The 26,463-nt window shown below is 66.9% G+C and carries 23 protein-coding genes; 10 read left to right on the plus strand and 13 right to left on the minus strand.

What is annotated here, in order from left to right; translation table 11 throughout:
- Window positions 1–50 precede the first annotated feature (50 nt).
- Window positions 51–389 (minus strand): multidrug transporter, encoded by a 339-nt coding sequence (locus N8H22_RS02690; RefSeq protein ID WP_264589080.1) that lies wholly within the window; start codon window positions 387–389, stop codon window positions 51–53.
- Between the two features lie 130 nt (window positions 390–519).
- Window positions 520–1,332, minus strand: coding sequence for a bifunctional DNA-formamidopyrimidine glycosylase/DNA-(apurinic or apyrimidinic site) lyase (gene mutM / locus N8H22_RS02695; protein WP_264589081.1), 813 nt, complete (start codon window positions 1,330–1,332; stop codon window positions 520–522).
- Between the two features lie 257 nt (window positions 1,333–1,589).
- Here mutM and N8H22_RS02700 point away from each other — a divergent pair, with 257 nt between their 5' ends.
- The 3 genes from N8H22_RS02700 (at window position 1,590) to ilvD (ending at window position 5,650) form a co-directional block, all read left to right on the plus strand.
- A complete protein-coding gene (locus N8H22_RS02700) occupies window positions 1,590–2,129 on the plus strand; it encodes a type 1 glutamine amidotransferase domain-containing protein (protein WP_264589082.1) in 540 nt (179 codons plus the stop codon).
- A gap of 101 nt (window positions 2,130–2,230) precedes the next feature.
- Complete coding sequence (locus N8H22_RS02705) at window positions 2,231–3,427, plus strand: class I SAM-dependent rRNA methyltransferase (protein WP_264589083.1); 1,197 nt, start codon at window positions 2,231–2,233, stop codon at window positions 3,425–3,427.
- Window positions 3,428–3,811: 384 nt separating this feature from the next.
- A complete protein-coding gene (gene ilvD / locus N8H22_RS02710) occupies window positions 3,812–5,650 on the plus strand; it encodes a dihydroxy-acid dehydratase (protein WP_264589084.1) in 1,839 nt (612 codons plus the stop codon).
- Window positions 5,651–5,708: 58 nt separating this feature from the next.
- Here the strand turns inward: ilvD and N8H22_RS02715 are convergent, their stop codons facing one another.
- Together N8H22_RS02715 and N8H22_RS02720 are read right to left on the minus strand one after the other, a co-directional pair.
- On the minus strand, window positions 5,709–7,442 hold the full coding sequence (locus N8H22_RS02715) for a DUF4153 domain-containing protein (RefSeq protein WP_264589085.1): 1,734 nt from the start codon (window positions 7,440–7,442) through the stop codon (window positions 5,709–5,711).
- A gap of 98 nt (window positions 7,443–7,540) precedes the next feature.
- Window positions 7,541–8,659 carry an NAD(P)/FAD-dependent oxidoreductase gene (locus N8H22_RS02720; RefSeq protein WP_264589086.1) on the minus strand — a complete coding sequence of 373 codons (1,119 nt, stop codon included), beginning with the start codon at window positions 8,657–8,659 and terminating at the stop codon, window positions 7,541–7,543.
- 98 nt (window positions 8,660–8,757) lie between these two features.
- Between N8H22_RS02720 and N8H22_RS02725 the strand changes: the two genes are divergently transcribed.
- Complete coding sequence (locus tag N8H22_RS02725; protein WP_264589087.1) at window positions 8,758–9,213, plus strand: metallophosphoesterase family protein; 456 nt, start codon at window positions 8,758–8,760, stop codon at window positions 9,211–9,213.
- Here the strand turns inward: N8H22_RS02725 and N8H22_RS02730 are convergent.
- Both N8H22_RS02730 and N8H22_RS02735 read right to left on the minus strand, forming a co-directional pair.
- Window positions 9,206–9,853 (minus strand): YitT family protein, encoded by a 648-nt coding sequence (locus N8H22_RS02730; RefSeq protein WP_264589088.1) that lies wholly within the window; start codon window positions 9,851–9,853, stop codon window positions 9,206–9,208. The two genes, N8H22_RS02725 and N8H22_RS02730, sit on opposite strands and share 8 nt — an antisense overlap.
- Before the next feature lie 87 nt (window positions 9,854–9,940).
- Window positions 9,941–10,456: a dihydrofolate reductase gene (locus N8H22_RS02735; protein WP_264589089.1), complete on the minus strand. Its 516-nt coding sequence runs from the start codon at window positions 10,454–10,456 to the stop codon at window positions 9,941–9,943.
- A 148-nt stretch (window positions 10,457–10,604) separates the two neighbouring features.
- Here N8H22_RS02735 and N8H22_RS02740 point away from each other — a divergent pair, with 148 nt between their 5' ends.
- From N8H22_RS02740 to N8H22_RS02750, 3 genes are all read left to right on the plus strand, one after another.
- Window positions 10,605–11,720 (plus strand): glycerophosphodiester phosphodiesterase, encoded by a 1,116-nt coding sequence (locus N8H22_RS02740; protein WP_264589090.1) that lies wholly within the window; start codon window positions 10,605–10,607, stop codon window positions 11,718–11,720.
- Between the two features lie 92 nt (window positions 11,721–11,812).
- On the plus strand, window positions 11,813–13,207 hold the full coding sequence (locus N8H22_RS02745) for a DUF2868 domain-containing protein (protein ID WP_264589091.1): 1,395 nt from the start codon (window positions 11,813–11,815) through the stop codon (window positions 13,205–13,207).
- Window positions 13,200–14,573 (plus strand): DUF3482 domain-containing protein, encoded by a 1,374-nt coding sequence (locus N8H22_RS02750; RefSeq protein WP_264589092.1) that lies wholly within the window; start codon window positions 13,200–13,202, stop codon window positions 14,571–14,573. The genes N8H22_RS02745 and N8H22_RS02750 overlap by 8 nt, the downstream gene beginning before the upstream one ends.
- A 29-nt stretch (window positions 14,574–14,602) precedes the next feature.
- On the opposite strand, the gene N8H22_RS02755 is transcribed toward N8H22_RS02750, so the two are convergent.
- Window positions 14,603–15,514: a DMT family transporter gene (locus tag N8H22_RS02755; RefSeq protein ID WP_264589093.1), complete on the minus strand. Its 912-nt coding sequence runs from the start codon at window positions 15,512–15,514 to the stop codon at window positions 14,603–14,605.
- A gap of 92 nt (window positions 15,515–15,606) precedes the next feature.
- Between N8H22_RS02755 and N8H22_RS02760 the strand changes: the two genes are divergently transcribed.
- Window positions 15,607–16,521: a LysR family transcriptional regulator gene (locus N8H22_RS02760; protein WP_264589094.1), complete on the plus strand. Its 915-nt coding sequence runs from the start codon at window positions 15,607–15,609 to the stop codon at window positions 16,519–16,521.
- 118 nt (window positions 16,522–16,639) lie between these two features.
- On the opposite strand, the gene phoU is transcribed toward N8H22_RS02760, so the two are convergent.
- The 5 genes from phoU to N8H22_RS02785 all read right to left on the minus strand — a co-directional run bounded on the left by phoU (window position 16,640) and on the right by N8H22_RS02785 (window position 23,543).
- Window positions 16,640–17,368, minus strand: coding sequence for a phosphate signaling complex protein PhoU (gene phoU / locus N8H22_RS02765; RefSeq protein WP_125867269.1), 729 nt, complete (start codon window positions 17,366–17,368; stop codon window positions 16,640–16,642).
- Window positions 17,369–17,514: 146 nt separating this feature from the next.
- A complete protein-coding gene (pstB, locus tag N8H22_RS02770; protein WP_264589095.1) occupies window positions 17,515–18,348 on the minus strand; it encodes a phosphate ABC transporter ATP-binding protein PstB in 834 nt (277 codons plus the stop codon).
- Window positions 18,349–18,412: 64 nt separating this feature from the next.
- Window positions 18,413–20,083: a phosphate ABC transporter permease PstA gene (pstA, locus tag N8H22_RS02775; RefSeq protein ID WP_264589096.1), complete on the minus strand. Its 1,671-nt coding sequence runs from the start codon at window positions 20,081–20,083 to the stop codon at window positions 18,413–18,415.
- Between the two features lie 54 nt (window positions 20,084–20,137).
- Window positions 20,138–22,414 carry an ABC transporter permease subunit gene (locus N8H22_RS02780; RefSeq protein WP_264589097.1) on the minus strand — a complete coding sequence of 759 codons (2,277 nt, stop codon included), beginning with the start codon at window positions 22,412–22,414 and terminating at the stop codon, window positions 20,138–20,140.
- Between the two features lie 163 nt (window positions 22,415–22,577).
- Complete coding sequence (locus tag N8H22_RS02785) at window positions 22,578–23,543, minus strand: phosphate ABC transporter substrate-binding protein PstS family protein (RefSeq protein ID WP_264589098.1); 966 nt, start codon at window positions 23,541–23,543, stop codon at window positions 22,578–22,580.
- A gap of 222 nt (window positions 23,544–23,765) precedes the next feature.
- On the opposite strand from N8H22_RS02785, the gene N8H22_RS02790 reads away from it, so the two are divergent.
- On the plus strand, window positions 23,766–24,167 hold the full coding sequence (locus tag N8H22_RS02790; RefSeq protein ID WP_264589099.1) for an acyl-CoA thioesterase: 402 nt from the start codon (window positions 23,766–23,768) through the stop codon (window positions 24,165–24,167).
- A gap of 6 nt (window positions 24,168–24,173) precedes the next feature.
- Here N8H22_RS02790 and N8H22_RS02795 read toward each other — a convergent pair whose 3' ends face one another.
- Window positions 24,174–25,370 (minus strand): GGDEF domain-containing protein, encoded by a 1,197-nt coding sequence (locus tag N8H22_RS02795; protein ID WP_264589100.1) that lies wholly within the window; start codon window positions 25,368–25,370, stop codon window positions 24,174–24,176.
- A gap of 177 nt (window positions 25,371–25,547) precedes the next feature.
- On the opposite strand from N8H22_RS02795, the gene N8H22_RS02800 reads away from it, so the two are divergent.
- Window positions 25,548–26,456, plus strand: coding sequence for an AEC family transporter (locus N8H22_RS02800; RefSeq protein ID WP_264589101.1), 909 nt, complete (start codon window positions 25,548–25,550; stop codon window positions 26,454–26,456).
- Window positions 26,457–26,463: the final 7 nt, after the last annotated feature.

Below are 26,463 nucleotides of genomic sequence, written 5' to 3' on the forward strand. Positions count from 1 at the left end.
TCCCGTACAGAAGAAAGGGCGCCTCGGCGCCCTTTCTTCTGTAACAACCGTCAGTACTGATTCTGACTCGAGCTGCTGCAACCCAGGCAGCGCACGAAGGCTTCACGTCCTGGGTCGACCACCAGGGCCTTGCCGGCTTCGCCGACGTTACCGCCCAGCGCGGTGAACGGCAGGCTGACCACGAACGCGGCGGCGCCGATCAGGGTAGCGCCGATCAGCAGCGGGCGCGCGATGATCAGGTCGCCGAGCATGGAATAGGCTGGCGGCGCTTCGACCGTGTAGGTCGGATCGCCACTGGCATTCTGTGGGACTGTTTCCGCCTGTGCCGGCATCGCCAGCAGGCCGGTGGTCAGAGCCAAGACAACAGCGGTGGAGCGGAACAGATTCATGGTGTGGTCCTTCAGCTGTGCGAAACGCGGCATTTTCAAGTTGTGGCGGCCACTATAGCAGTGGCCACGCCTCTGCGAGCGTGAACGCCGTCAATGCCCGGGCAGTGACAGGCGCCGTGGAGCCTGCCGATCAACGCTGACAGCGACCACAGTAGACACTGGCACGCTGGCCGAGGCGAACCTCGCGCAGGGTCGCCCCGCACTGCTTGCAGAATTCGCCACCCCGTCCGTAGACGAACAGCTCCTGCTGGAAATACCCCGGTTTGCCATCGCCGCCGACGAAGTCGCGCAGCGTCGTTCCACCGCGCTCGATAGCCATCGCCAGAATCCGTTTGATCTCCTCGGCCAGCTTCAGGTAGCGCGCCCGCGAGATGCTGCCAGCCGGCCGGCGTGGATCGATGCCGGCGGCGAACAGCGCCTCGCTCGCATAGATGTTGCCGACGCCCACCACCACGGCGTTATCCATGATGAACGGCTTCACCGCCATGCTGCGTCCGCGCGACAGCTGGAACAGCCGCTCGCCGTCGAACGCCTCGCTCAGCGGTTCCGGGCCGAGACTGGCGAGCAACGCATGGTTGAGCGGATCCGAGCTCCATAGCAGCGCCCCGAACCGCCGCGGATCGGTGTAGCGCAGCGCCTGGCCGGATTCGAGCAGCAGGTCGACATGTTCATGCTTGGCCGGCGGCAGCTCCCCCGCCACCAGGCGCAGACTGCCGGACATGCCCAGATGAGCGATCAACGTGCCCACCTCGAAACGGATCAGCAGGTACTTCGCGCGGCGCTCCACGGCCTCGATCCGCTGACCGGACAGGCGCACATCCAGATCTTCGGGAATCGGCCAGCGCAGCCGTCGATCGCGCACGATCACGCGGCTGACGCGCTGGCCAACAAGGTGTGGCTCGATGCCACGGCGGGTGGTTTCGACTTCGGGAAGTTCGGGCATTGCAGGCGTTCGATGAGTGGACCGGGAGGCGACCTTAGCAGGCCGTTGCTGTCGCGTCAGCCGGCACCCGGCTCTGACATGGCGCAAGCGCGGCGCGCGGATCCGCTAGCGTGAGTCCGATGATCAGCGTCGGAAGCCAGCGCATTGCCGCAGCAGCGCACGATGAACGCGCAATGCGAACTTTGACCAGGACGATGGTCCGAATTCAGGTGTCCCGCATCCCGCGGGCACTCCCCCAGACAGAAGGAGACCCGCCCATGACTCATCCATTGCGCGGCAAGCATGTGGCCGCATTGGTGACCGATGGCTTCGAGCAGGTCGAGCTGACCCAGCCACAGCAGGCGCTCGAGCATGCCGGCGCTCGAGTCGACATCGTGTCCGCCAAGCCCGGCAAGGTCAGAGGCTGGAACCACACCACGCCAGCCGACGCCTTCACCGTGAACCATACGTTCGACAGCATCCGCATGGACGACTACGACGCAGTGCTGCTGCCAGGCGGCGTGGTCAACGCCGATACCATTCGCACCGACGAAATGGCCCAGGAACTGGTGCGCGATGCCGCGCGCGACAACAAGCCGATCGCAGTGATCTGCCACGGCGGCTGGCTGCTGATCTCCGCCGACCTGGTGCGCGGCAAGCGCATGACCAGCTGGCCGTCGCTGGTCGACGACCTGAAGAACGCCGGTGCCGACTGGGTCGACGAGCAGGTGGTGGTTGATGGCCAACTGATCAGTAGCCGCAAGCCAGACGACATTCCTGCCTTCAATCAGGCGCTGATCAAGGCCCTGTCCGCCTGAAGTCGCATCCTGGCAGGTGTCGCGCGGCTTTTTCCGGCAGCCCCGGCGCGCGTAGCCTGCCGCTCGTTTAGAATGCCCGTCTTTTTCCCGGAGCCCTGCCGATGACCCTGCCCAGCCTGCGCCTCAAAGCCAACGCCGACCGTCGCCTGCGTGCCGGTCATCTGTGGGTCTACAGCAACGAGGTGGACACCGTAGCCACCCCGCTCAATGGCTTCGTTGCCGGCGACCAGGCGATTCTCGAAGCGGCCGGCGGCAAGCCGCTGGGCATCGTCGGTGTATCGCCGAACAACCTGATCTGTGCCCGCCTGCTGTCGCGCGACCTCAAGCACAGCCTGGACAAGTCGCTGCTGGTGCACCGCATCAAGGTCGCCTTGAGCCTGCGCGAGCGGCTGTTCGAGCAGCCCTGCTACCGCCTGGTCTATGGCGACTCCGATCTGCTGCCGGGTCTGGTGGTCGACCGCTTCTTCGACATCCTCGTCGTGCAGCTCGCCTCCGCCACCATGGAGCGCAGCAAGGACGCCGTGCTCGAAGCGCTGGTGCAGGTGCTCAAGCCCAGCGGCGTGCTGTGGAAGAACGACTCTAGCGCGCGCGATGCCGAAGGCCTGGAGCGCTACGTCGACACCGCCTTCGGCGTGGTGCCCGAGTGGGTCGCGCTGGAGGAGAACGGCGTGAAGTTCGAGGCACCGGTGATCGCCGGACAGAAAACCGGCTGGTTCTATGACCACCGCATGAACCGCGCGCGCCTGGCGCCCTACGTCAAGGGCAAGCGCGTGCTCGACCTGTTCAGCTACATCGGCGGCTGGGGCGTGCAGGCCGCGGCCTTCGGTGCTAGCGAGGTGTTCTGCGTCGACGCCTCGGCCTTCGCGCTGGATGGCGTCGAGCGCAACGCCGCGCTCAACGGCGTTGCCGAGAAGATGACCTGCGTCGAGGGAGATGCCTTCGAGGCGATGAAGGAACTGAAGAACGCCGAGGAGCGCTTCGACGTGGTGATCACCGATCCGCCGGCCTTCATCAAGCGCAAGAAGGACCTGAAGAATGGCGAGGCCGCCTACCGTCGTCTCAACGAAACCGCCATGCGCCTGCTGAACAAGGACGGCATCCTGGTCAGCGCATCCTGCTCGATGCACCTGCCCGAAGACGATCTGCAGAACATCCTGCTCGGCAGTGCGCGGCACCTGGATCGCAACATTCAGCTGCTCGAACGCGGCGCGCAGGGGCCCGATCATCCGGTGCATCCGGCGATCCCGGAGACGCGCTACATCAAGAGTCTGACCTGCCGCATCCTGCCCAACAGCTGACTGGCAGACTGCAGGGTGGACAATGGCGCAGCCTTGTCCACCTGCCCCCCTGGCGGAAAAGCCTGCGGCTGTTTCCACCCCTGCCCTCGACGACCGATCGCCCTTCAGGTTCAGTGACCGCCTTCGGCCAGCCACCCGGCAGAGCCAGCCTCACGCCTGCGCACCGGCGCCCGACCGTCAGCCTTTCCCGCTCCGGCCACCGCGCGTAGAATCGGGCGCATTCCTCGCCATCATCCCCCGGCGGGCCCGTGAGCCCTGGCCGTCCGAGCGGTGACCCCGCTTCGATCCGGCCCCTGTGCAGCGACGGCATCCTCCGTTGCAAGCGCCGCAGGCGGTGCTCACCATATGCATACTTCGCACAGCCGATCAGCCGCAGGAACCGTCATGCCCGATTACCGCTCGAAAACCTCCACCCACGGCCGCAACATGGCCGGTGCCCGCGCGCTCTGGCGTGCCACCGGGATGAAGGACGAGGACTTCAAGAAGCCGATCATCGCCATCGCCAATTCCTTCACCCAGTTCGTGCCCGGTCACGTGCACCTGAAGGACATGGGCCAGCTGGTCGCCCGCGAGATCGAGAAGGCCGGCGGCGTGGCCAAGGAATTCAACACCATCGCGGTCGACGATGGCATCGCCATGGGCCACGACGGCATGCTCTACTCGCTGCCATCGCGCGAGATCATCGCCGATTCGGTGGAGTACATGGTCAATGCGCACTGCGCCGACGCCATCGTCTGCATCTCCAACTGCGACAAGATCACCCCCGGCATGCTGATGGCCGCACTGCGCCTGAACATCCCGGTGGTGTTCGTCTCCGGCGGGCCGATGGAAGCCGGCAAGACCAAGCTGGCCAGCCATGGTCTGGACCTGGTCGACGCCATGGTGGTGGCGGCCGACGATTCCTGCTCCGACGAGAAGGTCGCCGAATACGAGCGCAGCGCCTGCCCCACCTGCGGCAGCTGCTCGGGCATGTTCACCGCCAACTCGATGAACTGCCTGACCGAGGCCCTGGGCCTGTCGCTGCCGGGCAACGGCACCACGCTGGCCACCCACGCCGACCGTGAGCAGCTGTTCCTGCGCGCGGGGCGCATCGCCGTCGAGCTGTGCAAGCGCTACTACCAGGACGGCGACGACTCCGTCCTGCCGCGCAACATCGCCAGCCACAAGGCGTTCGAGAACGCCATGACTCTGGACATCGCCATGGGCGGCTCGACCAACACCATCCTGCACCTGCTGGCCGCGGCCCAGGAAGCCGAGGTCGACTTCGACCTGCGCGACATCGACGCGCTGTCGCGCAAGGTGCCGCAGCTGTGCAAGGTGGCGCCGAACATCCAGAAGTACCACATGGAAGACGTGCACCGCGCCGGCGGCATCATGTCGATCCTCGGCGAGCTGGCCCGTGGCGGTCTGCTGCACACCGACGTGCCGACGGTGCACAGCCCAAGCATGGCCGAAGCGATCGCCCAGTGGGACATCACCCAGACCCAGGACGCCGCCGTCCACGAGTTCTTCAAGGCCGGCCCGGCCGGCATCCCGACCCAGGTCGCGTTCAGCCAAGCCACCCGCTGGCCGAGCCTGGACCTGGATCGTGCCGAAGGCTGCATCCGCAGCGTCGAGCACGCCTATTCCGAGGAAGGCGGCCTGGCGGTGCTCTACGGCAACATCGCGCTGGATGGTTGCGTGGTGAAGACCGCCGGCGTGGACGAATCCATCCATGTCTTCGAAGGCACGGCGAAGATCTATGAAAGCCAGGACAGCGCCGTGAAGGGCATCCTCGCCGACGAGGTGAAGCCAGGCGACATCGTCATCATTCGCTACGAAGGGCCGAAAGGCGGCCCGGGCATGCAGGAAATGCTCTACCCGACCTCGTATCTGAAGTCCAAGGGGCTGGGCAAGGAATGCGCCCTGCTGACCGACGGCCGCTTCTCCGGCGGCACCTCGGGCCTGTCCATCGGCCACGCCTCGCCGGAAGCCGCTGCCGGTGGCGCCATCGGCCTGGTACGCGAAGGCGACCGCATCCACATCGACATCCACAACCGCAGCATCGAGCTGCTGGTCACGGATGAAGAGCTGTCCCATCGTCGTCACGAACAGGAGAAGAAGGGCTGGAAGCCGGCGCAGCCGCGCGCGCGCAAGGTTTCGACCGCGCTCAAGGCCTACGCCCTGCTCGCCACCAGCGCCGACAAGGGCGCGGTGCGCAACAAGGCGCTGCTGGAAGGCTGATCACCTGTCGCAGCCGCAATGAAAAAGCCCGACCTTGTGTCGGGCTTTTTCACGTCTGCTATTCGGTAATCGCCGGTTCAAGCCGTAAGCCGTCGATCTCCAGCGCATTGAAACGCGGTGCAACCACCCGCCAGGCGCCGCGCTCGATCTGCTCCTTGAGGGTCTCGCTGTCGAGGGTCTGCTCGTCGGCGCTGCGAAGGTGGCCGATCCAGCGCCAGCTGCCGTCCGCGCCACGCCCCAGCAGCGTCACGACCCGCGGCCGCGTACCGCGCAACAACAGCACCTCGGGCTGGCTGTCGGCATCCAGGTCGACGGCGAACAGGGCGCAGTCCCCGTCACAGCCCTGGGTCGCGATCGCTTGGGCCAGCACACCGTCGACATCCTCGAGGGGCTCACCGATCCATGGCACGGGGGCGGTGTTGGCCATGTCATGTTCATGCCGCCAGTTCCAGTAGTTGTCGGCCCTGTCCAGCCGTTGCAGGTCCACCTGCAATTGCTCCCGTCGCGCGTCTGCGAGACCGGGTTGAGCCAGGCGCTGGCGCAGCTTCTCGAGATGGTCGCGACCCGGCTGTCCGAGCTGAAAGCGCAGCGCGCCGAGATCGGTGTGCTCCGCCGGCACCTGCTCGTCGAGCAGGCGCTGGTACTGGTTGGCCGCGCTGAGCTGCAACGGGCTCAACGGCGGCAGATGCAACAGCAGCAACAGCGCCACCGAAACCAGCGCCAGCACCGGGTTGCTCTGGCGCAGCCCGGCCAGCCAACCATCGCGGCGGCGCAGTACCGCCACCATCAACGCCAGCGCATGCAGCAGGGCGACCAGGGTCAGCCCGGCCGCGATGACCCGCTCGGGCGTCAGCCCGTACTGACCAATCCGCAGCCAGAGCGCATGCACCGCGAGACCTGCCAGCAACGGCAGGCACAACGCGCTGGCATCGATCAGCACGCGCAGCGGTCGTGGGTAATGCACGCCTTGCCGGCCATCCTGAACGACGCCGTTGAGCAGTGCGACATGGGCGAACAGCATGGCCAGCAGGATCGGCGTCGCATGGCGGGTCTGCCATAGTGGCTGCAGGCCGGTGAACGGCAGGCAGGCGACGAACAGCAACAGGATCAGCACCGTCAGCGGCAGCAGGAAGCGGCACATGGCCTGCAGCACATTACGCAGCGCATCGACTACCAGGCCGCGCTCCAGCCCGATCCACAGCCCGATGGCGACGACCGTCGCGCTGGCGATCCAGATGAAGCCGGAGGACTCGAACAGCGTTGCGAAAATGCCGATCCCGACCAGTTTGAACAAGCCTGCCCAGAGCCAGATCAGCAGCCAAAACGCCGCCAGCATCAGCAGCGCCATGAACAGCAGCAGGCCGTTGTTGATGGCGTGGCGGTACAGGCCGGTGTAGTCGACGCGCCAGCGATGCTCGACGTCCCGCGCCTGGATGAAGGGTGTCAGCACATAGGCCAGGATCAGGTTGCTCCACAGCAACAGCGTGCCCGTGGTTTCGTCCAGGTAATACCAGCGCGGCTGGTCGAATTGCAGTGCGAGACCGCCCGCCAGCACGGCCGGCAACACCGCGGCGGCAACCACCAGGCGCCAGCGCCCGGCCTCGCGCAGCCCGCCCCAGAGCAGCTGCACCTGCCACCCGCCAATCACCGTGAACGCCAGCAACGCCGAACACAGGACGCGCCAGCCAGTGGCGTGTGGCCAGGCCTCGCCGGCCGCCCAGAGCGCCAGGCCCTGCAGCAGTCCGACCGCCAGGTAGGCCTTCAGCGGGCGTGCTTCAGCTGTCTGTTGCATGCACATTCCTTTTGCCGGTAGTCGCGCCGTCCGATCGCGGCGGGTTGCAGTGTGCGGCCCGTCTGCGCGGGCCGCAACGCGAGTGCGACAGCGCGTGATCAGCTCGCCAGTGCCTTGTGTTCGAGCAACCCGCAGACGTGTTCGGCAATCGCCAGGCAGGCGGTCAGGCCCGGCGACTCGATGCCGAACAGGTTCACCAGCCCGACTATGCCGTGCTGCGCCGGGCCGTCGATGCGAAAGTCCGCGGCCACCTCGCCAGGTCCACTGATCTTCGGGCGGATGCCGGTGTAGGCCGAGTGCAACGAATTGTCCGGCAGCGCGGGCCAGTAGCGGCGGATCGCCGCGTAGAAGCCCCCGGCCCGCTCCGGCTCGATGCGGTAGTCGAGCGCCTCGACCCACTGCACATCCGGACCGAAACGGGCCTGGCCGGCCAGATCCAGGGTCAGGTGCACGCCCAGGCCGCCGGGTTCGGGCAACGGATAGACCAGGTGGCGGAACGGCGTGCGCCCAGTCAGGCTGAAGTAGCTGCCCTTGGCGAAGAACTGCCGCGGCCGCGCCGCTGGCGCCAGCCCGGCGGTATGCGCAGCGAGGATGGGCGCGCCATGTCCGGCGCAATTCACCACACTGCGGGCCAGCAACTGCAACGGATCGGCGCCGCCCACCTCGACCTGCAAGCCTGCGCTGCCGACGGTGATCGCCGTTACCGGCGCGTTCAGCGCCAGCACCGCACCGTGGCGCTCGGCATCGCCCAGCAGTGCCAGCATCAGCCCGTGACTGTCGATGATGCCGGTACTCGGCGAGAGCAGCCCGGCCACCGCGTGCAACTCCGGCTCCAGCGCCTGCACCTCGCGCCCATCGAGGTACTGCAGATCATCGACCCCATTGGCCTGCGCGTGCCGCCGCAATTGCTCCAGCGCAGCGATCTGGGCCTCGTCGGTGGCGACGATCAGCTTGCCACAGCGGCGATAGGCCACGCTGTGGCTGTCGCAGAAATCGTAGAGCTGACGGCGCCCGGCCACGCACAACCGGCCCTTGAGCGAGCCCTGCGGGTAGTAGATGCCGGCGTGGATGACTTCGCTGTTGCGCGCGCTGGTGGCGGTGCCGAAAGCCGCTTCGGCTTCCAGTATCAGCACCTCGCGGCCGGCCAGTGCCAGCGCGCGTGCCACGGCCAAGCCGACCACTCCCGCACCCACCACCACGCAATCCACCCGATCCATGCCAGACTCCTCGACCCGAACAGCCCAAGCCTGCCGCAACCACAGCGGTCGGCCAAGGGTCGGATGACCTGACGAAGACCATTCAAGGAAAAACCGGCATGCGCATCGGGCTGATCTCCGACACCCACGGCCTGCTCCGTCCCGAGGCGCTGGCGACACTGCAGGGTTGCACGCAGATTATTCACGCCGGCGATATCGGCAAACCGCAGGTGCTCGACGGGCTGCGCGCCATCGCGCCGCTGCAGGCGATTCGCGGCAATATCGATACGGCCGACTGGGCGCGGGAGCTGCCCGAACGCCTCGACCTGCGCATCGAGGGTTTCACCCTGCATGTGCTGCACGATCTCAAGCAACTGGACATCGACCCGCACGCCGCCGGCATCGACGTGGTGATCGCCGGCCACTCGCACAAACCGAAGGTCGAGCGGCGCGACGGCGTGCTCTACCTGAATCCGGGCAGCGCCGGTCCGCGACGCTTCAGCCTGCCGATCAGCCTGGCGCTGCTGGAGCTGAACGATGGCCAGGCACAGGTCGAGCTGATCAGCCTCAGCTGACGCCCATGTAGCGATCGGCGCGGTGATTGATCGCCAGCACCAGGTTCAGCGCCACGGCGCCGAGCACCGACAGCAGCACCTTATCGGCCGGCACGACGAACACCGCGGCCAGCACGATCAACGCGTCGATGCCCATCTGGAAGGTACCGGCGCGCAGGCCGAAGCGCTCCTGCAGGAACAACGCGAGGATGTTCACCCCGCCGAGACTGGCGCGATGGCGGAACAGGATCAGCAGGCCGATGCCAATGGCGAACCCGCCGAACACCGCGGCGTAGACCACATTCAGCTTGGCGAAGCGCACCCACTGCGGGGTCAGTTCGGCGAACAGCGAGACCAGCCCCACTGCGCAGACGGTGCGCAGGGTGAACTTCCAGCCCATGCGCCAGATCGCCAGCGCGTAGAACGGCAGGTTGAGCAGGAAGAACGCCGGGCCGAACGACCAGCCGGCCAGGTACTTGAGCAGAAAGGCCAGCCCAACGGTGCCGCCGGTGAGCAGCCCGGCGTGGCTGTAGAAGGCGATGCCAAGGGCGACCAGCGCGGTGCCGGTGAGCAGCGCCAGAGCGTCCTCCCACAGCGGGTGACGAACGAAGATCGCCGATACGCGCTCGGCTTGCGGCACGTCGGATTCGCGGGTTTGCATCGGCTGGGTCTCGAAAACGGTTGTTGCGAAGGATAGAAGCTGGCCAGGCGGAAGGACTTGGCGCCGATCAAGCGAAGGCGGCGCCGATCAGCGACGTTGCCAGGTCTCGAATCGATACGCTGGTGCATCGCCCTCGGCCGGGTGCGTCTGGCTGTCGACGCATTGCCAGTCAGCCTCATCGAACGCCGGAAAGAAGGCATCGCCCTCGGGCTGCGCGTCGATCCGTGTGAGGTAGAGCCGCTGCGCCTGCCCCAGCGCCTGGGCGTACAGTTGCGCACCGCCGATCAGCATCAGCTCGGCGACGCCCTGCTCGCGCGCCCACTGCTCGGCACGTACCAGCGCGGCGTCCAGGTCGGTGAAGGTTTCCGCGCCGTCGAGCTGCAGATCAGCCTGGCGACTGACCACCAGGTTGAGCCGCCCCGGCAGCGGACGGCCGAGCGAGTCCCAGGTCTTGCGGCCCATGATGATCGGCTTGCCAAGGGTCATGGCCTTGAAATGCTTGAGATCGGCGGGCAGATGCCAGGGCATGCGGTTGTCGAGGCCGATCACGCGGTTCTGCGCGAGGGCGGCGATCATGGCGAGGGGAAGGCGGGTCTGATTCATAGCGGCGAGAATACCAGAGCGGCCCCGATTCCCGCAGCGCCAGCCGTTCGTCGGCTTCATCGCTTTGCAACGCAAGGGGCAACGCAGCGTCAAAGTCCGGTCATGCAAGTGGCTCAGGCTGTAACTTCCAAACCGAGGAGATACCGATATGGCCCGCACGACCACCGCTTCCCTTCGCCGCTGGCTCACCGCCTACGCCCTGCTGCTACCGTTCACCGGCTTCGCTGCGGCGGATGAACACGCCGCGAAACACCAGGCTGCGCGGGGCGAGCCGACCCCGCTGGTGATCGCCCACCGCGGCGCCAGCGGCTACCTGCCGGAGCACACCCTGGCCGCCTATGCGCTGGCCGTGTTCCAGGGCGCCGACTACATCGAGCCGGACCTGGTGATGACTCGTGACGGCCATATCGTCGCCCGCCACGACAACGAGCTGGGCCTGACCACCGATGTCGCCCAGCGCCCCGAGTTTGCCGATCGCAAGCGCACCCAGCAGGTCGACGGCGTCACCCTCACCGGCTGGTTCAGCGAAGACTTCACCCTCGCCGAGCTGAAGACCCTGCGCGCCATCGAGCGCATCCCGGATATCCGCCCGGGCAATGCCCGCATGGACGGCAGCCTGGAAATCCCGACCCTGCAGGAGATCATCGACCTGGTGAAAACGCTGCAGCTCAGCCAGGGCCGGCGCATCGGTCTGTACCCGGAAACCAAGCATCCGACGCATTTCCAGCAGCTCGGCCTGGCCATGGAGAAACCGCTGGTGCGCATCCTCACCCGCAACGGCTACGTCGGGCGCCACGCGCCGGTGTATATCCAGTCGTTCGAGGTGGACAACCTCAAGACCCTCAGCCGCCTGACCCAGCTGCGCCTGGTGCAGCTGTTCAGCTCCGGCCAGCCGTATGACCAGCAGGTGCGCGGGACCAAGCTGACCTACGCGCAGATGGCCACCCCCGCCGGGCTCAAGGCCATCGCCCGCTACGCCGCCGGCGTCGGCCCGGAGAAGAGCTACATCATCCCGCGTGACGGCAACGGCAACCTCGGCAGCCCCACCGGCTTTGTCGCCGCCGCCCACGCGGCGGGGCTCAAGGTCCACCCGTACACCTTCCGCGCAGAAAACGCCTTCCTGCCGGCCAACCTGCGCAGCAGCGACCAGCGCCACGAACGCGGCGACAGCGAAGCGGAGATCCGCGCCTTCCTCGACGCAGGTATCGATGGCCTGTTCATCGACCAGCCGGATATCGCCGTGCGCCTGCGCAACGCCGACTGACGGCCCCAGCGGGGAGCCGCAACGGCTCCCCGTTTTCCCGTTCCGCGCGGCAGCGGTTATCCTCAGGGCACGACCCGCCAGCGAGATGCCGTGTGATAGCCCGCCCCGCCCCTGATCTCGATACGCTCGACCGCCTCTGGCTTACCGAAGCCGTGCGCCTGCGCGAAGAGCATGCCGGGCCGCTGGAGGATGACGAAGCCAACCGCCAGGCCCGCGCCCAAGGCGGCGACCTGCCGGCACTGATCGAACAGCGCGCGCTCTGGCTGGCCCGCCGTGATGGCTTGGTCGAAGCGCTCCTGCACTGGCGTCAGGGCGCACGGCTGGGTGGGTTTGTGCTGGCGCTGCTCGCGGTATTCACCGGCGCCGGGCTGGCCTTCGCCGCGCTCGGCGACGGGCAGCGACCGGTCAATGTGTTCTGGGCGCTCGGCAGCCTGCTCGGGCTGAACCTGCTGACCCTGCTCGGCTGGCTGCTCGGCCTGCTGCTGACCGGTGACAGCAGCGGCGCGCTGGGGCGGCTGTGGCTCTGGCTGAGCGAAAAGCTCGCCCGCGATGCCCGCGCCGCGCAGCTGGCCCCAGCCCTGCTGAGCGTGCTGCACCAGCGCCGACTCGGCCGCTGGTTGCTGGGTGTCGGCGTGCATGGCCTGTGGCTGCTGGCGATGGCCAGCGCCCTGCTCAGCCTCCTCGCCCTGCTGGCGACCCGCCGCTACGGCTTCGTCTGGGAAACCACCATCCTTGGCGAGAACGCCTTCGTCGGCCTGACCCAAGCCCTTGGCGCGCTGCCGGCACTGCTCGGCTTCAGCGTGCCGGATGTCGAGCAGATCCGCGCCAGTGGCGCACTCGGCGGTGATCTGGAAGGTGCCCGGCAACGCTGGGCCGGCTGGCTGGTTGGCGTGCTGCTGATCTATGGGCTGCTGCCGCGGCTGCTGCTGGCGGGCCTCTGCCTGTGGCGCTGGCGCCGTGGGCGCGCCGCGTTGAAGCTCGACCTGAACCTGCCGGCCTACCGCCTGCTGCGCGAACGCCTGCAGCCACCCAGCGAGCGCCTCGGCATCCGTGATGCGGCGCCCGCCCAACTGCACGCGCCCAGCGCCGGCGCTCAGCTAGATGGCAGCGCCGGCGCCGTACTGGTGGCCATCGAACTGGATGGCAGTCGCCCATGGCCGCCGGCTCTGTCCAAGGACATCGCCGATGCCGGCATCCTCGACGACCGCGAGGGGCGCCGACGGCTGCTCGATCAGCTCAGCCGTTTTCCGCCGGCGCGCCTGGCCATCGCCTGTGATCCACGGCGTTCGCCGGATCGCGGCACCCTGGCGCTGATCGGCGAGCTGTCGCGCTGCGCCGCGGCGACTCGGGTCTGGCTGCTGCAGGCACCACCCGGCGAGGCGCTGGACAGCGCGCGCCTGGATGACTGGCACCAGGCGCTGGACAGCCTGGGCCTGCCCCATTCCAACACGACGCCGCTGGGCTGGCTGGAGAGCGGACATGACTGAAGCGCTGAAGCTCGCCGTGGTCGGCCACACCAATGTCGGCAAGACCTCGCTGCTGCGCACCCTGACCCGTGATGCAGGCTTCGGCGAGGTTTCGCACCGTCCCAGCACCACCCGCCATGTCGAAGGTGCGCGGCTGTCGGTGGACGGCGAGGCGCTGCTGGAGTTGTACGACACCCCCGGCCTGGAAGATGCCATCGCCCTGCTCGACTACCTCGAGCGCGTCGAACGCCCTGGCGAACGCCTCGACGGCCCGGCACGCACCGCCCGCTTTCTCGACGGTAGCGAGGCGCGCCAGCGTTTCGAGCAGGAAGCCAAGGTGCTGCGCCAGCTGCTGGCCAGCGACGCCGGGCTGTATGTGATCGACGCCCGCGAGCCGGTGCTGGCCAAGTACAAGGACGAACTGGCGGTGCTCGCCGGCTGCGGCAAGCCGCTGTTGCCGGTGCTCAACTTCGTTGCCCAGCCGGGGCACCGCGACGAGGAATGGCGCCAGGCGCTGGCCCGCCTCGGCCTGCATGCGCTGGTGCGCTTCGACAGCGTGGCGCCACCCGTGGACGGTGAGCGCCGGCTGTACGAAAGCCTGGCGCTGCTGCTGGAGCAGGCGCGACCCAAGCTGCAGCGACTGATCGAGGACCACGAGGCCCAGGCTGCCGCACGCCTGGCCAGCGGCCAGCGGCTGATCGCCGAACTGCTGGTGGACGTCGCCGCCTGCCGACGCAGCGTGGCCGCACAGCCGGAACTGGAACGTGGCGCCATTCGTGAATTGCACGACGCCGTGCGCGGCCGCGAGCAGCGCTGCGTCGAATCCCTGTTGCGCCTGTATGCCTTCCGCAAGGAGCAGGCGGCGGCCAGCGATCTGCCGCTGCTCGACGGCCGCTGGGGCGACGACCTGTTCAATCCGGAAACCTTGAAGCAGCTGGGCGTGAAGATCGGCGGCGGCATGGCCGCAGGTGCCGCGGCCGGTGCCGGGGTCGACCTGATGGTCGGCGGCATCACCCTCGGTGCCGCGGCACTGCTCGGCGCCCTTGCCGGCGGCGGCGCGCAGACCGCGCGGCACTATGGCAATCGCCTGCTCGGCAAGCTCAAGGGCCAGCGCGAGCTGAGCGTCGACGACGCCGTGCTGCGCCTGCTCGCCCTGCGCCAGCGCCAGCTGCTGACCGTGCTTGCGACTCGGGGGCATGCCGCCACCGAGGCGATCCGCCTGGCCACGCCGCAGGACCAGGGCTGGCGCGAGGGCAAGCTGCCCGAAGCCCTGCAGCGCTGCCGCGCGCATCCCGAGTGGTCCTCGCTCAACCCCGGCGCCCGCCTGCAGGACGGCGAGCGCCAGGCGGCGCTGGACGAGCTGCAGGCCGAACTTCGGCAGAGCTGACCGACCTGCTGCTTCGCCGTGCCTGCACGCTAGGCGCGGGCCGGTACTCCAGCGCCAGCCACGGTCGCCGCCGGCTGGCGGCCGACCAGCAGGGTGCACAGGGTCGCCAGCATGATCAGCAAACCACCCGCCCAGCCCATCGGCCCCAGCCACTCACCCAGCCAGACACCGGCGATGAGCGCGCCGAACAGCGGTTCGGAGCCCATCAGCAGCGACACCCGCGTTGCGCTGCTGCGCCCCAGCGCGCGGTTCTGCGCGAACATGGCGAACAGCGTGGCGAACAGCACCAGATACAGCGTGCCGAACCAGAAGCCCGGCTCCACCGGCAGCGCCGGCAGTCCGCCCGGCAGCGACACGGCAAGCAGGATGCAGCCCGCCGCGACGACTCCGCTCTGCACCGCGGTCAGCGCCAGTGCCGGGATTTCCCGACCGGCCGTGAAGCGCCGGGTCAGGCAGACCAGCAGCGCGCGCAGCAAGGCGGCGGCGAGCATCAGCGCATCGCCGAGATTCAGCGACAGATGCGGGCCGCCGGTCAGCAGCCAGACGCCCGCCAGCGACAGCGCGCAAGCGAGGAACAATGAGTTGTGCGGCCGCTGGCGCAGCAGCAGCCATTCCATGAACGGCGTGATCACCACGCACAGGCTGATCAGAAACGCCGCATTGCTGGCGCTGGTCAGCATCACGCCCCAGGTCTCGCAGAGAAATATCGCCAGCATCACCAGCCCCAGTGGCAGACCGGGGCGCAGCGCCCGGCGGCCAGCGCCGCGCAGTTGCGGCAGCAGCAGGACGAAGGTCAGGCCGAAGCGGATCGCGAGAAAACCCAGCACCGGATAGAACAGCAGCGCCTGCTTGGCCACTGCATAGCTGCTGCCCCAGATCAGCGCCACCGTCAGCAGCATGCCATCGGCCAGCCACAGCCCCTGTCTCCATGTGCTTTTCATACTCAAGCCCCTGCACCCAACGATCAGGCGCTGATTGTCGGGCTTGTCGCCGCGGTCGATAATCCAACGAAACAGCACAGGACCTGTTCCGCATGGGAACGAATGACAGCGCAGCCCTGCTGCCCTACATGGCCGTGTTCGTGCGGGTGGTCGAGGCCGGCAGCTTCTCCGGCGCCGCGCGGCTGCTGGGCAGCACGCCTTCGGCGGTTAGCCGCCAGGTGGCCCGTCTGGAACAGGCCCTGGCGCTGCGCCTGCTGGAACGCACGACGCGCCAGTTGCGCCTCAACGAGGCCGGGGCGGAGTTCTACCAGCATTGCCGGAGCATGCTCGATGCGGCCGACGCCGCCGTCGCCATCGGTGAACGGCTGATGCGCAGCCCGCGCGGGCTGGTGCGCCTGAGCGTGCCCAAGGCCTATGGCAAGTTCGTCGTCGGGCCGTTGATGCCGGCCTTCCTGCAGCGCTACCCCGAGGTCGATGTGCAGCTGCGGATCAGCGACCAGAGCCCGGACCTGATCGAAGACGGTTTCGACCTGCTGGTGCAGGTCACCGACAACCCACCCGAAGGCCTGGCCGGCAAGCCGCTCGGGCCGGTGCGCCAGCTGCTCTGCGCCAGCCCCGACTACCTGCAACACCACGGCGAGCCGCAACATCCGCAGGACCTGCTGCGCCATAGCTGTCTGTATCTGGGGGAAACGGCGGGAGACAATCGCTGGCACCTGCGCCGCGGCGAGCAGCAGGAAACGGTGACGGTGCGCGGCCGTTATATCAGCAACCACAGCGAGGCGCGGCTACTGGTGGCGCTGGCAGGCCTGGGCATCACCTGCCTGCCGCATTTCACCGCCGCCCAGGCGCTGGCCGACGGGCAGTTGCGCGAGGTGCTGCCGCAGTGGCGCTACACCGGCTCCTACCAGGGCGCGGCCTGGCTGCTGTGGCGACAGAATCACCACCTGCCGCCGAAGACGCGGGCGCTGATCGACTACCTGAGCGAGGCGCTGATCCGCACCTGAGCGGCATCCGTGCGGGCGAACCGATGCCGGTGGATGGGTCAAGCCTCAACGCCAGCGGCGGCTCTGTCCGCAGTTTTTGGCGCCGGGCGGACATCGCTGCCCGCCCCGCGACCGCGAATCAGCGCTCCTTGGTGCCTTCCACTTCCTCGGCCATGCGCGCCAGGCCGAGGTGGCGCACGTCGGTGCCGCGCACCAGGTAGATCACCAGTTCGGCGATGTTGCGCGCGTGGTCGCCGATGCGCTCCAGCGAGCGCAACGCCCAGATCACGCTGAGCACGCGGGAGATCGAGCGCGGGTCTTCCATCATGTAGGTGACCAGTTCGCGCAGCGCGGTCTTGTATTCGCGGTCGACGGTCTTGTCGTACTGCGCCACCGACAGCGCGAGGTCGGCATCGAAGCGGGCGAAGGCGTCGAGCGATTCCTGCACCATCTTGCGCACCTGGTCGCCGATATGGCGCACCTCGACGTAGCCCTTGGGCGACTCGCCTTCCTCGCACAGCTGGATGGCACGGCGGGCGATCTTGGTCGCCTCGTCACCGATGCGCTCGAGGTCGATCACCGATTTGGAGATGCTGATGATCAGGCGCAGGTCGGAGGCCGCCGGCTGGCGACGGGCGAGGATGCGCACGCACTCCTCGTCGATGTTGCGCTCCATCTGGTTGATCTGGTCGTCCACCTCGCGCACCTGCTGGGCGAGCCCGGAATCGGCCTCGATCAGCGCGGTGACCGCGTCGTTGACCTGCTTTTCCACTAGGCCGCCCATGGCCAGCAGGTGGCTGCGCACCTCCTCCAGCTCGGCGTTGAACTGCTGGGAGATGTGTTGGGTGTGGCTGTCTTTGCTGATCATGTGCGAACCCTTGCGAAACTGTTGTTCTCTCGCCGGACGGCCCGGCCTTTGGCAAATCGTGCTGCGCTAGGAGGCGGCGCGCAGACAGTACGAACCAGGTACGGCAAGCGCCGCCGACAACGCGCAGCGCGATTTGCCATAGCCAGCTAGCCGTAGCGGCCGGTGATGTAGTCTTCTGTCTGTTTTTTTGCCGGGTTGGTGAACAGCGTATCGGTATCGCCGTACTCAATCAGCTTGCCCATGTACATGAACGCGGTGTAGTCCGATACCCGCGCCGCCTGCTGCATGTTGTGGGTGACGATGACGATGGTGTACTTGGATTTCAGCTCGTAGATCAGCTCCTCGACCTTCAGCGAGGAGATCGGGTCGAGCGCCGAACTCGGTTCGTCGAGCAGCAGCACTTCCGGCTGCACGGCGATGGTACGGGCGATCACCAAACGCTGCTGCTGACCGCCGGACAGGCCCAGCGCCGACTCGTGCAGGCGATCCTTGACCTCGTCCCACAGCGCCGCGCCCTTGAGCGCCCACTCCACGGTTTCGTCGAGCACGCGCTTCTGCTTGATGCCCTGGATGCGCAGGCCGTAGACCACGTTCTCGTAGATGCTCTTGGGGAACGGGTTGGGTTTCTGGAACACCATGCCGACGCGGCGACGCAGGTCGGCCACGTCCTCGCCCTTGCGGTAGATGTTGTGGCCGTCGAGGTTGATCGCGCCTTCGATGCGGCAGCCATCGACCAGATCGTTCATGCGGTTGAAGCAGCGCAGCAGGGTCGACTTGCCGCAACCGGACGGACCGATGAAGGCGGTTACGCGCTGCTTGGGGATGTTCATGCTGACGTTGTGCAGCGCCTGCTTCTGGCCGTAGAACAGGCTCAGATCGGGCACCTCGATGGCGACCGGCTCGTCGGCCAGGCTCAGCACGCGCTTGTCGCGGCCCAACGCGGAAATGTCGATGGCGTGGGCGGGGGTTTGACTTTGCATAACAGTCTCCTTCGGAGGCTACAGGGCTCAGGCACCGGCGGTTGGCCGGCGACCTGCAGCCGCCTTAGTGGTCCAGCGCCTTGTATTTTTCGCGCAGATGGTTGCGGATGACGACCGCACTGAGGTTCAACACCGCGATGACCAGCACCAGCAGAAATGCGGTGGCGTATACCAGCGGGCGCGCCGCCTCGACGTTGGGGCTCTGGAAGCCGACATCGTAGATGTGGAAGCCCAGGTGCATGATCTTTTGGTCGAGGTGCAGGTACGGGTAGTTGCCGTTGAGCGGCAGGTTCGGTGCCAGCTTGACCACGCCGACCAGCATCAGCGGCGCCACTTCACCGGCAGCGCGGGCCACGGCGAGGATCAGGCCGGTCATCATGGCCGGGCTGGCCATCGGCAGCACCACCTTCCACAGCGTCTCGGACTTGGTCGCGCCAAGGGCCAGCGAGCCTTCGCGGATCATCCGCGGGATGCGCGCCAGGCCTTCCTCGGTGGCGACGATGACCACCGGCAGGGTAAGGATGGCCAGGGTCAGCGAGGCCCACATCAGGCCCGGTGTACCGAATACCGGTGCCGGTGCGGCTTCCGGGTAAAACAGCCGGTCCAGCGAACCGCCCAGCACGTAGACGAAGAAGCCGAGGCCGAACACGCCGTAGACGATCGACGGCACGCCGGCCAGGTTGTTTACCGCGATGCGGATGATGCGCGTCAGCAGGCCCTGCTTGGCGTACTCGCGCAGGTAGACTGCAGCGATCACGCCGAACGGGGTGACGATCACCGCCATGATCAGGGTCATCAGCACGGTACCGAAGATCGCCGGGAAGATGCCGCCCTCGGTGTTGGCCTCGCGCGGTTCGTCGCTGACGAACTCCCACAGCTTGCCGGCGTAGAAACCCAGCTTGTCCAGGGTCGACATGGCGTTCGGTCGGTAGGCGCGCACCACCTTGCCCAGACTGATCTGCTGCTCGCGACCATCGACGGTGCGCACGGTGATGCTGTCGCGGTTGAACTGCTGCTGCAGCGCGATCAGCTCCTGCTCCAGCACGCGGTATTCGGCGTCCCATTCGGCACGCTCGACGTCCAGCTCGGCCTGTGCGGCGGCGTCCAGACGGCCGTCCAGCTCCAGCTTGCGGGTCTTCAGGCGCAGACGCTCGAGGCCGTGGTTGATCCGGCCGATCTCGACCTTCTCCACCTGGGCGATCTGCCCGTGCAGCTGCTCGACCCGTTCGAGGCGGCGCTGCAGCTCGGCCCAGGCAGCGTCGTCCTCAGCCACCAGCTGCCCGGCCTCCTTGACGTTGAGCAGCTCGCCGTAGAAGTTGCCCCACTCGCGGCGCTCCAGCACCACCATGTCGGCCGGTTTGCGCGAGTTGCTCAGCCATTCGCCGACCACCCAGGAGAAATCCGCACCGTAGACTTCACGGTTGCCAACCTTGAGCAGCTCGCGGGTCATGAACTCGCCGCCCTCGACGTTTACCGGCAGGCCGCTGGCCGCCAGCCGCGCGCGCGGCACTTCCTCGGCCTGCACCACCTCGCCGGCCAGCACGCGTGGCTCGGCGCCCGGCACCTGATACTCGGCGACCATCACATCGGCCGGCCAGAAATGCGCCAGGCCGCGCACGGCGATCACCGCCAGCAGGCCCAGGGTCATGATCACCGCAATGGACACCGCACCGGCGTTCATCCAGATCCAGGGGGAACCGCTCTTGACCCAGCTGCTCAACGAATCCTTTTTCACGGATCGATACCTTCTCGAAAATCTCGGCGCAGCCGCCCGCGGGCGGCGCGTGCATTACAGGCTGGCGTACTTGCCGCGCAGGCGCTGGCGAATCAGCTCGGCCAGGGTGTTCATCACGAAGGTGAACATCAGCAGCACCAGCGCGGCGAGAAACAGCACGCGGTAGTGGGTGCCACCGACCTCGGATTCGGGCATTTCCACCGCGACGTTGGCGGCCAGGGTGCGCATGCCTTCGAAGATGTTCGCCTCCATGATCGGCGTATTGCCGGTGGCCATCAGCACGATCATGGTTTCACCCACGGCGCGGCCCATGCCGATCATCAGCGCCGAGAAGATGCCCGGGCTGGCGGTCAGCAGCACGACGCGCGTCAGCGTCTGCCAGGGCGTCGCACCGAGGGCCAGCGAACCCAGGGTGAGGCTTTTCGGCACGCTGAACACGGCATCTTCGGCGATCGAGTAGATCGTCGGGATCACCGCGAAGCCCATCGCCAGGCCGACCACCAGGGCGTTGCGCTGATCGAACGGGATGCCCAGGTCGTTGGACAGCCACAGGCGCATGTCGCCGCCGAAGAACCAGTTTTCCAGATGGCCGCTGATGGCCAGCGAACCGACGCCCACCAGCAGGATGACCGGAATAAGCAGCAACGCTTCCCAGCCGTCCGGCACGCTCAGACGCACGCGCTCGGGCAGACGGCTCCAGCTCCAGGCGGCGAAGAGGATGCCCAGCGGCATCAGCAACAGCAGGCTGAAGATGCCCGGCAGGTGGTTCTCCAGGAACGGCGCGAGGAACAGGCCGGCGAAGAAACCGAGAATCACCGTCGGCAGCGCCTCCATCAGCTCGATCACCGGCTTGACCTTGCGGCGCAGCGCCGGCGCCATGAAGTAGGCGGTGTAGAACGCCGCACAGATCGCCAGCGGGGCCGCCAGCAGCATCGCGTAGAAGGCCGCCTTGAGCGTGCCGAAGGCCAGCGGCGCGAGGCTCAGCTTCGGCTCGAAGTCGGTGTTGGCGGAGGTCGACTGCCAGACGTAATCCGCCTCGGCATAGCTCTCGTACCAGACCTTGCCCCACAGCGCGCTCCAGGAAATCTCCGGATGCGGGTTATCGATGACGAAACGCTGCAGCCCCTTGTCCGACTCGACCAGCAGGCGCGTTGCGCGCGGCGACATCGCCGCCAGCGCAGCGCCCTCGGCCACCGGCTGCTTGAGCAGCGTGCGGTGCGCGGTACTGTGGAAGATCCCCAGGGTGCCGGCACGGTCGAGCGCAAGAAAGCCCTTGCGCCGCTCCTCCGGCAGGATCTGGCTGATCGCGCTATCGCCCAGCTGGAAGTGCCGCACGTTGCGCAGTTCAGCCGAACCGTCGGCGCTGCGCACCATGAACCACTGGCCGATGCCGCCTTTCGAGTCGCCGACCATCAGCGAGATGCCGCCGAGCAGCGGACTGACCGTGGTGATCTCGGCCCCATCGGCGACCAGCTTGTAGCGGCCGTTGAGCTGCTTGCGGCGCAGGTCGAAGACGTCGGCGCTGGCCTTGCCACTGACCGCGTACAGCCACATGTGGCGCGGATCGATCTGCAGCGCGCGGATCGGCTCGGCGAGCTGCGGCAGGTCCAGGCGCTGCTGTTCCAAGGTGACTTCGCCGGTCAGCAGGTTCTCGCTGCTGGCGATGCGCTGCGCATGCAGTGCGGTGCCGGTGGCGCCGGCGACCAGCAGGGTCTTGCCATTGAGGCTGATGGCCGCCTGCTCGATCGCCCGGCCTTCGGTGTCGAGCTGCAGCGGCTGCTCACCGAACGGGTAGACGAGCTGCGGGGTAATGGTCTTCTGGTTGTTCGGATAGGTGACCTTGTAGGTGTGCTCGACCACCAGTGCCTGACCGTTGCTCAGACCGAGCACCAGGCGGCGGGTGCCGGGCGTGTCCTGGCCGACCGAGACGATGCGGCTGTCGGCCGGCAGCGGCAGGGCGAACGTGGACAGCGGCGCACCGTCGGCCAGGGCAAAGAAGCGCACCCGACCATCGGCCATCAGGCGCATCGCCACCTGGTTCTGTTCCTCCACGGCGAGCAGCAGCGGTGCGCTGTCCTCAGCCAGCCAGGCCGGCTGCTGGACGTCGCGCGCCTCGAGCTCGGCGCCCTGGAACATGGGCAGCACCACCTGCCCGAGATAGAAGAAGATCAGGGTGATCGCACCCAGCACAGCCAGACCGCCGATGGTCACGTACCAGCGCGCCAGGTGATCTTTCAGCGCGCGAAGGCGGCGTTTGCGCTGCAGGGCTGGCGTGTTGAAATCCAGCCGTTGCACATCGGAGTTCGCGGTCATGTTTTCCATGTCGTTCATGCCAGGGCTCCTGGGCCTGAGCGGCCCTTCGGGGCGCCTAATCTAATAAAGCCGTGTGACAGAAAGATTACAGTCAGGTGACGCGACGAAGCCCGCCAGCGCGTGTCGCGTGGCGGGCATCTGCGCAGAGCCGGCGGACAAGCCGCCGGCTCCCACCGGAGTCTTACAGCCCCAGGTCCTGCATGGTCTTGTCGACCACTTTCTTCGGCAGCGGGATGTAGCCGTCCTTGACCACGACTTCCTGGCCCTGCTTGGACAGCACCAGCTTGATGAACTCGGCATCGATCGGGCTCAGCGGCTTGTTCGGCGCCTTGTTCACGTAGACGTAGAAGAAGCGCGCCAGCGGGAACTTGCCAGCCAGAGCGTTCTCTTCGTTAGCTTCAAAGGCTTCGCCACCCTTGGACAGCGGTACGGCACGGACGCTGGAGGTCTTGTAGCCGATGCCCGAGTAACCGATGGCGTTCAGCGTGCTGGAGATCGACTGCACCACCGAGGCCGAACCCGGCTGCTCGTTGACGTTGGCCTTGAAGTCGCCCTTGCACAGCGCTTCTTCCTTGAAGTAGCCATAGGTGCCGGATACCGAGTTGCGACCGAACAGCTGGATCGGCTTGGCCGCCCACTCGCCGGTCAGCCCCAGGTCACCCCAGGTCTTGATGTCCTGGGCGCCACCGCACAGGCGGGTGCTGGAGAAGATCGCGTCGACCTGCTCGATGTCCACGCTCTTGATCGGGTTGTCCTTGTGCACGAACACCGCCAGGGCGTCGATCGCCACCGGTACGGCGGTCGGCTTGTAGCCGTACTTTTCTTCAAAGGCCTGGATCTCGTTGTCCTTCATCGGGCGGCTCATCGGGCCCATGTTGGAGGTGCCTTCGGTCAGCGCGGGCGGCGCGGTGGAGGAACCGGCAGCCTGGATCTGGATGTTGACGTTCGGGTAGCTGCGCTTGAACTCTTCGGCCCACAGGGTCATCAAGTTGGCCAGGGAATCCGAGCCGACGCTGGACAGGTTGCCGGAAACGCCAGAGGTCTTCTCGTAGCTCGGCAGTGCCGGATCGACCGCTGCAACGGCGCTCGCAGCACCCACGCCAGCGGCTACAAAGGTCAGCGCCGCCATCAAACGATTCAGTTTCATACCTTGCTCCTAGCAGAGGTGTGTGTTCGAGTGTGTTGGAACGGGGGCCAGTATCTGAGGGCCGTATGAACACTCTATGAAGCGAGTGTGACAATCTGATTACGGCCGGCAAACTTGATCCAACGCGGTCGCTGCGCCGATAGACAGCCGTTATACTGCCGCTCGCCTGCCCTACCGCGGGCCTTTCGCGCCAAAACAACAATCGCGCCGCGAGTCCGATCGATGAACGAATACGAACAGGATGACCCCATCCCTCAGGGCGATCTGGCCCTGCAGCTGACCGCCCTACCTCGCGAAACCAACGGTTTCGGCGATATCTACGGTGGCTGGCTGGTGTCGCAGATGGATCTGGCCGGCACGGCCATGGCCAGCCGGGTAGCCGGCGGGCGGGTAGCAACGGTTTCCATCGACCGCATGGCCTTCATGGTGCCGGTGGCTGTCGGCGCGCAGCTGTCCTTCTATACCCAGACCCTGGAAGTCGGCCGCAGCTCGATCCGCATGCTGGTGGAAGTCTGGAGCGACGATCCGCTGTCCAGCGAATGGCGCAAGGTCACTGAAGCGGTATTCGTCTTCGTTGCCATCGACGGCAGCGGCCGCACCCGTCCGGTACCGCCACGGCGCTGATCCGCTTCAGCCGGCCATCGCCTGTTCCGGCGCCGCATAGCGGTTCTTGCCCGCCTGCTTGGCGCGATAGAGCGCCGCATCGGCACAGTGGTAGAGCTGCTCGGCGGTCTGTCCCGACTGCAGCGTGGCGATACCGATACTGACTCCCACACGCCCCTGCGGCGACGCTGGATGAGCGATGGCCTGGGCACGCAATGCGGCCAGCAGCTGGCTGGCAATCTGCCGTGCGGCCTCCTCGCCGCAATCGTAGAGCAGCAAGGCGAACTCCTCGCCACCGACGCGCGCCGCCATATCCAGCGGTCGCCGCGCGAACTCGCCGAGCAGTTGCCCGAAGGTCTTGATCAGCGCATCCCCGGCCGGGTGGCCAAGTCGATCGTTATAAGCCTTGAAGTCGTCCAGATCGAGCAACAGCAGGCTCAACGGCACGTCATCCCGGCGCGCCTGGGCCAAGCGTTGCCGCAGCGCATCGTCGTGACTGCGGCGGTTGGGCAGCTCGCTCAGCGCGTCATGCGCGGCGATCCAGCCCAGCAGCTTGCGCATCAGAAACTGCTGGCGCTGCGAGTACTCGTGCACGTAGCGGCTGACCGCGCCGATCACCAGCAACAGCATGTAGTAGCTGACCGCGATCCAGTGGCCGGGCAACTGCTCCGAAGGAAGGATCTGGCTGGCCATGAACACGTCGAGGGCGATGATCGCCAGCGCGCAGAGCAGCGAACACCAGAAGGTCATGCCGAGGAAGAAGAACGAGCTGATGATCAGCAGACCGGCGCCGTAGCGAAAGGCGTACTGCGGCGCGGCCAGTTCGTACTGGATGTCGATAAGCGCCGCGATCACTCCGATCAACACCAGCAGCATCGGGAACAGTTGGTTGGCGCGGGCGAAGAAACGCTTGCTGAGGAAGCTGAGTGCCAGCACCAGCACGCCCGGGGACAGCTCGACCACACGCAGCACGGTGAGTCGTGTCATCCATGCCGGGTCCGCGACCGGAACCAGCAGACGTTCGACATACAGATAGCCGCCGGCTGCCAGGATCAGCAGCAACGCAGCGACCCGCTGCGCACCCCGAGCCTGGCGGTCGAGAAAGCCACGGAATTCCTTCTCCAGTTCAGGCTTGAACACTAGCAGGCGGAACCCGCGCAATAGCTGACGCCCATAAGGCGTGTCGCTGAAATCAACGGCAGAGGAATGCTCGGTGATGCGCATGGGTTGGGCTCGATTTCGTGGCAAGCGATGATATCACCTGGCTACTACAAAGAAGTTGCAATCAGGCCGAGACGACCGCTCAGGTGACGAGCGGGGCTCGCGGACCAAGGCCACCAGGCTTGCAGCCAACGCTGCGAGCACCCAAGATTCGCTTTACCTTCCCTGTCGGATGTATCCGTGACCGCCCTTCTGCTCGCCCTCTGGCCGCTGTTCGCGCTGATCGTCGCCGGCTATTTCCTGCGCTGTCGTGACTTCCCCAACGAAGCCTTCTGGCCGGGCGCCGAACGGCTGAACTACTTCATCCTGTTCCCTGCGCTGCTGTTCAGCAGTCTGGCCACCGCTCCTCTGGACAACCCCGCGCTGCCGCGCCTGGCGGCCGCCGTGTTGCTCGCCCTCGGCCTGGCCTGGTGTCTGCTGCTGATCGGCCAACGCCTGCGTGGCTGGCCGGCAGCACGCTTCGGCGCCATCACCCAGGGTGCGCTGCGTTTCAACACCTACCTCGGGCTGGCCGCGGTCGGCAGCCTGTTCGGCAAGGAGGGACTGGCACTGGCGGCGCTGATGCTGGCGCTGATGGTGCCGACGGTGAACGTGATGTCCGTCTGGGCGCTGACCGCCGAGCGGGGCCTCAGCGCCCGCGGTCTGCTGCTGCCGATTGCGAAGAACCCGTTGATCCTTGCCTGTCTGGCCGGTGCCCTGGTGAACCTCTCCGGCCTGGGCTTGCCCGGTGGCAGCGATCGCCTGCTGGGCCTGCTGGCCGCCGCCAGCCTGCCGCTGGGCCTGCTCTGCGTCGGCGCGGCACTGAAGCCGCAGGAACTGAGCGGGGAAATTCCGGCACTGGCCTGGAACAGTGCACTGCGTCTGCTGGGTGTGCCGCTGCTGGCCTATGCGGTCGCCCGCGCGCTCGGCCTGCCGAGCATGGAAACCACCGTGCTGGTGCTGTTCTTCGCCCTGCCCACCGCACCGACCGCCTATGTGTTGACCCGCCAGCTCGGCGGTGACAGCCACCTGATGGCCGGCATCATCACCCTGCAGACGCTGCTTGCTGCGGCGAGCCTGCCACTGCTGCTGATGCTGCTCGACGCCTGAGGCTCTC

This window comes from Stutzerimonas sp. S1 (assembly GCF_025966695.1).
GTDB lineage: Bacteria > Pseudomonadota > Gammaproteobacteria > Pseudomonadales > Pseudomonadaceae > Stutzerimonas.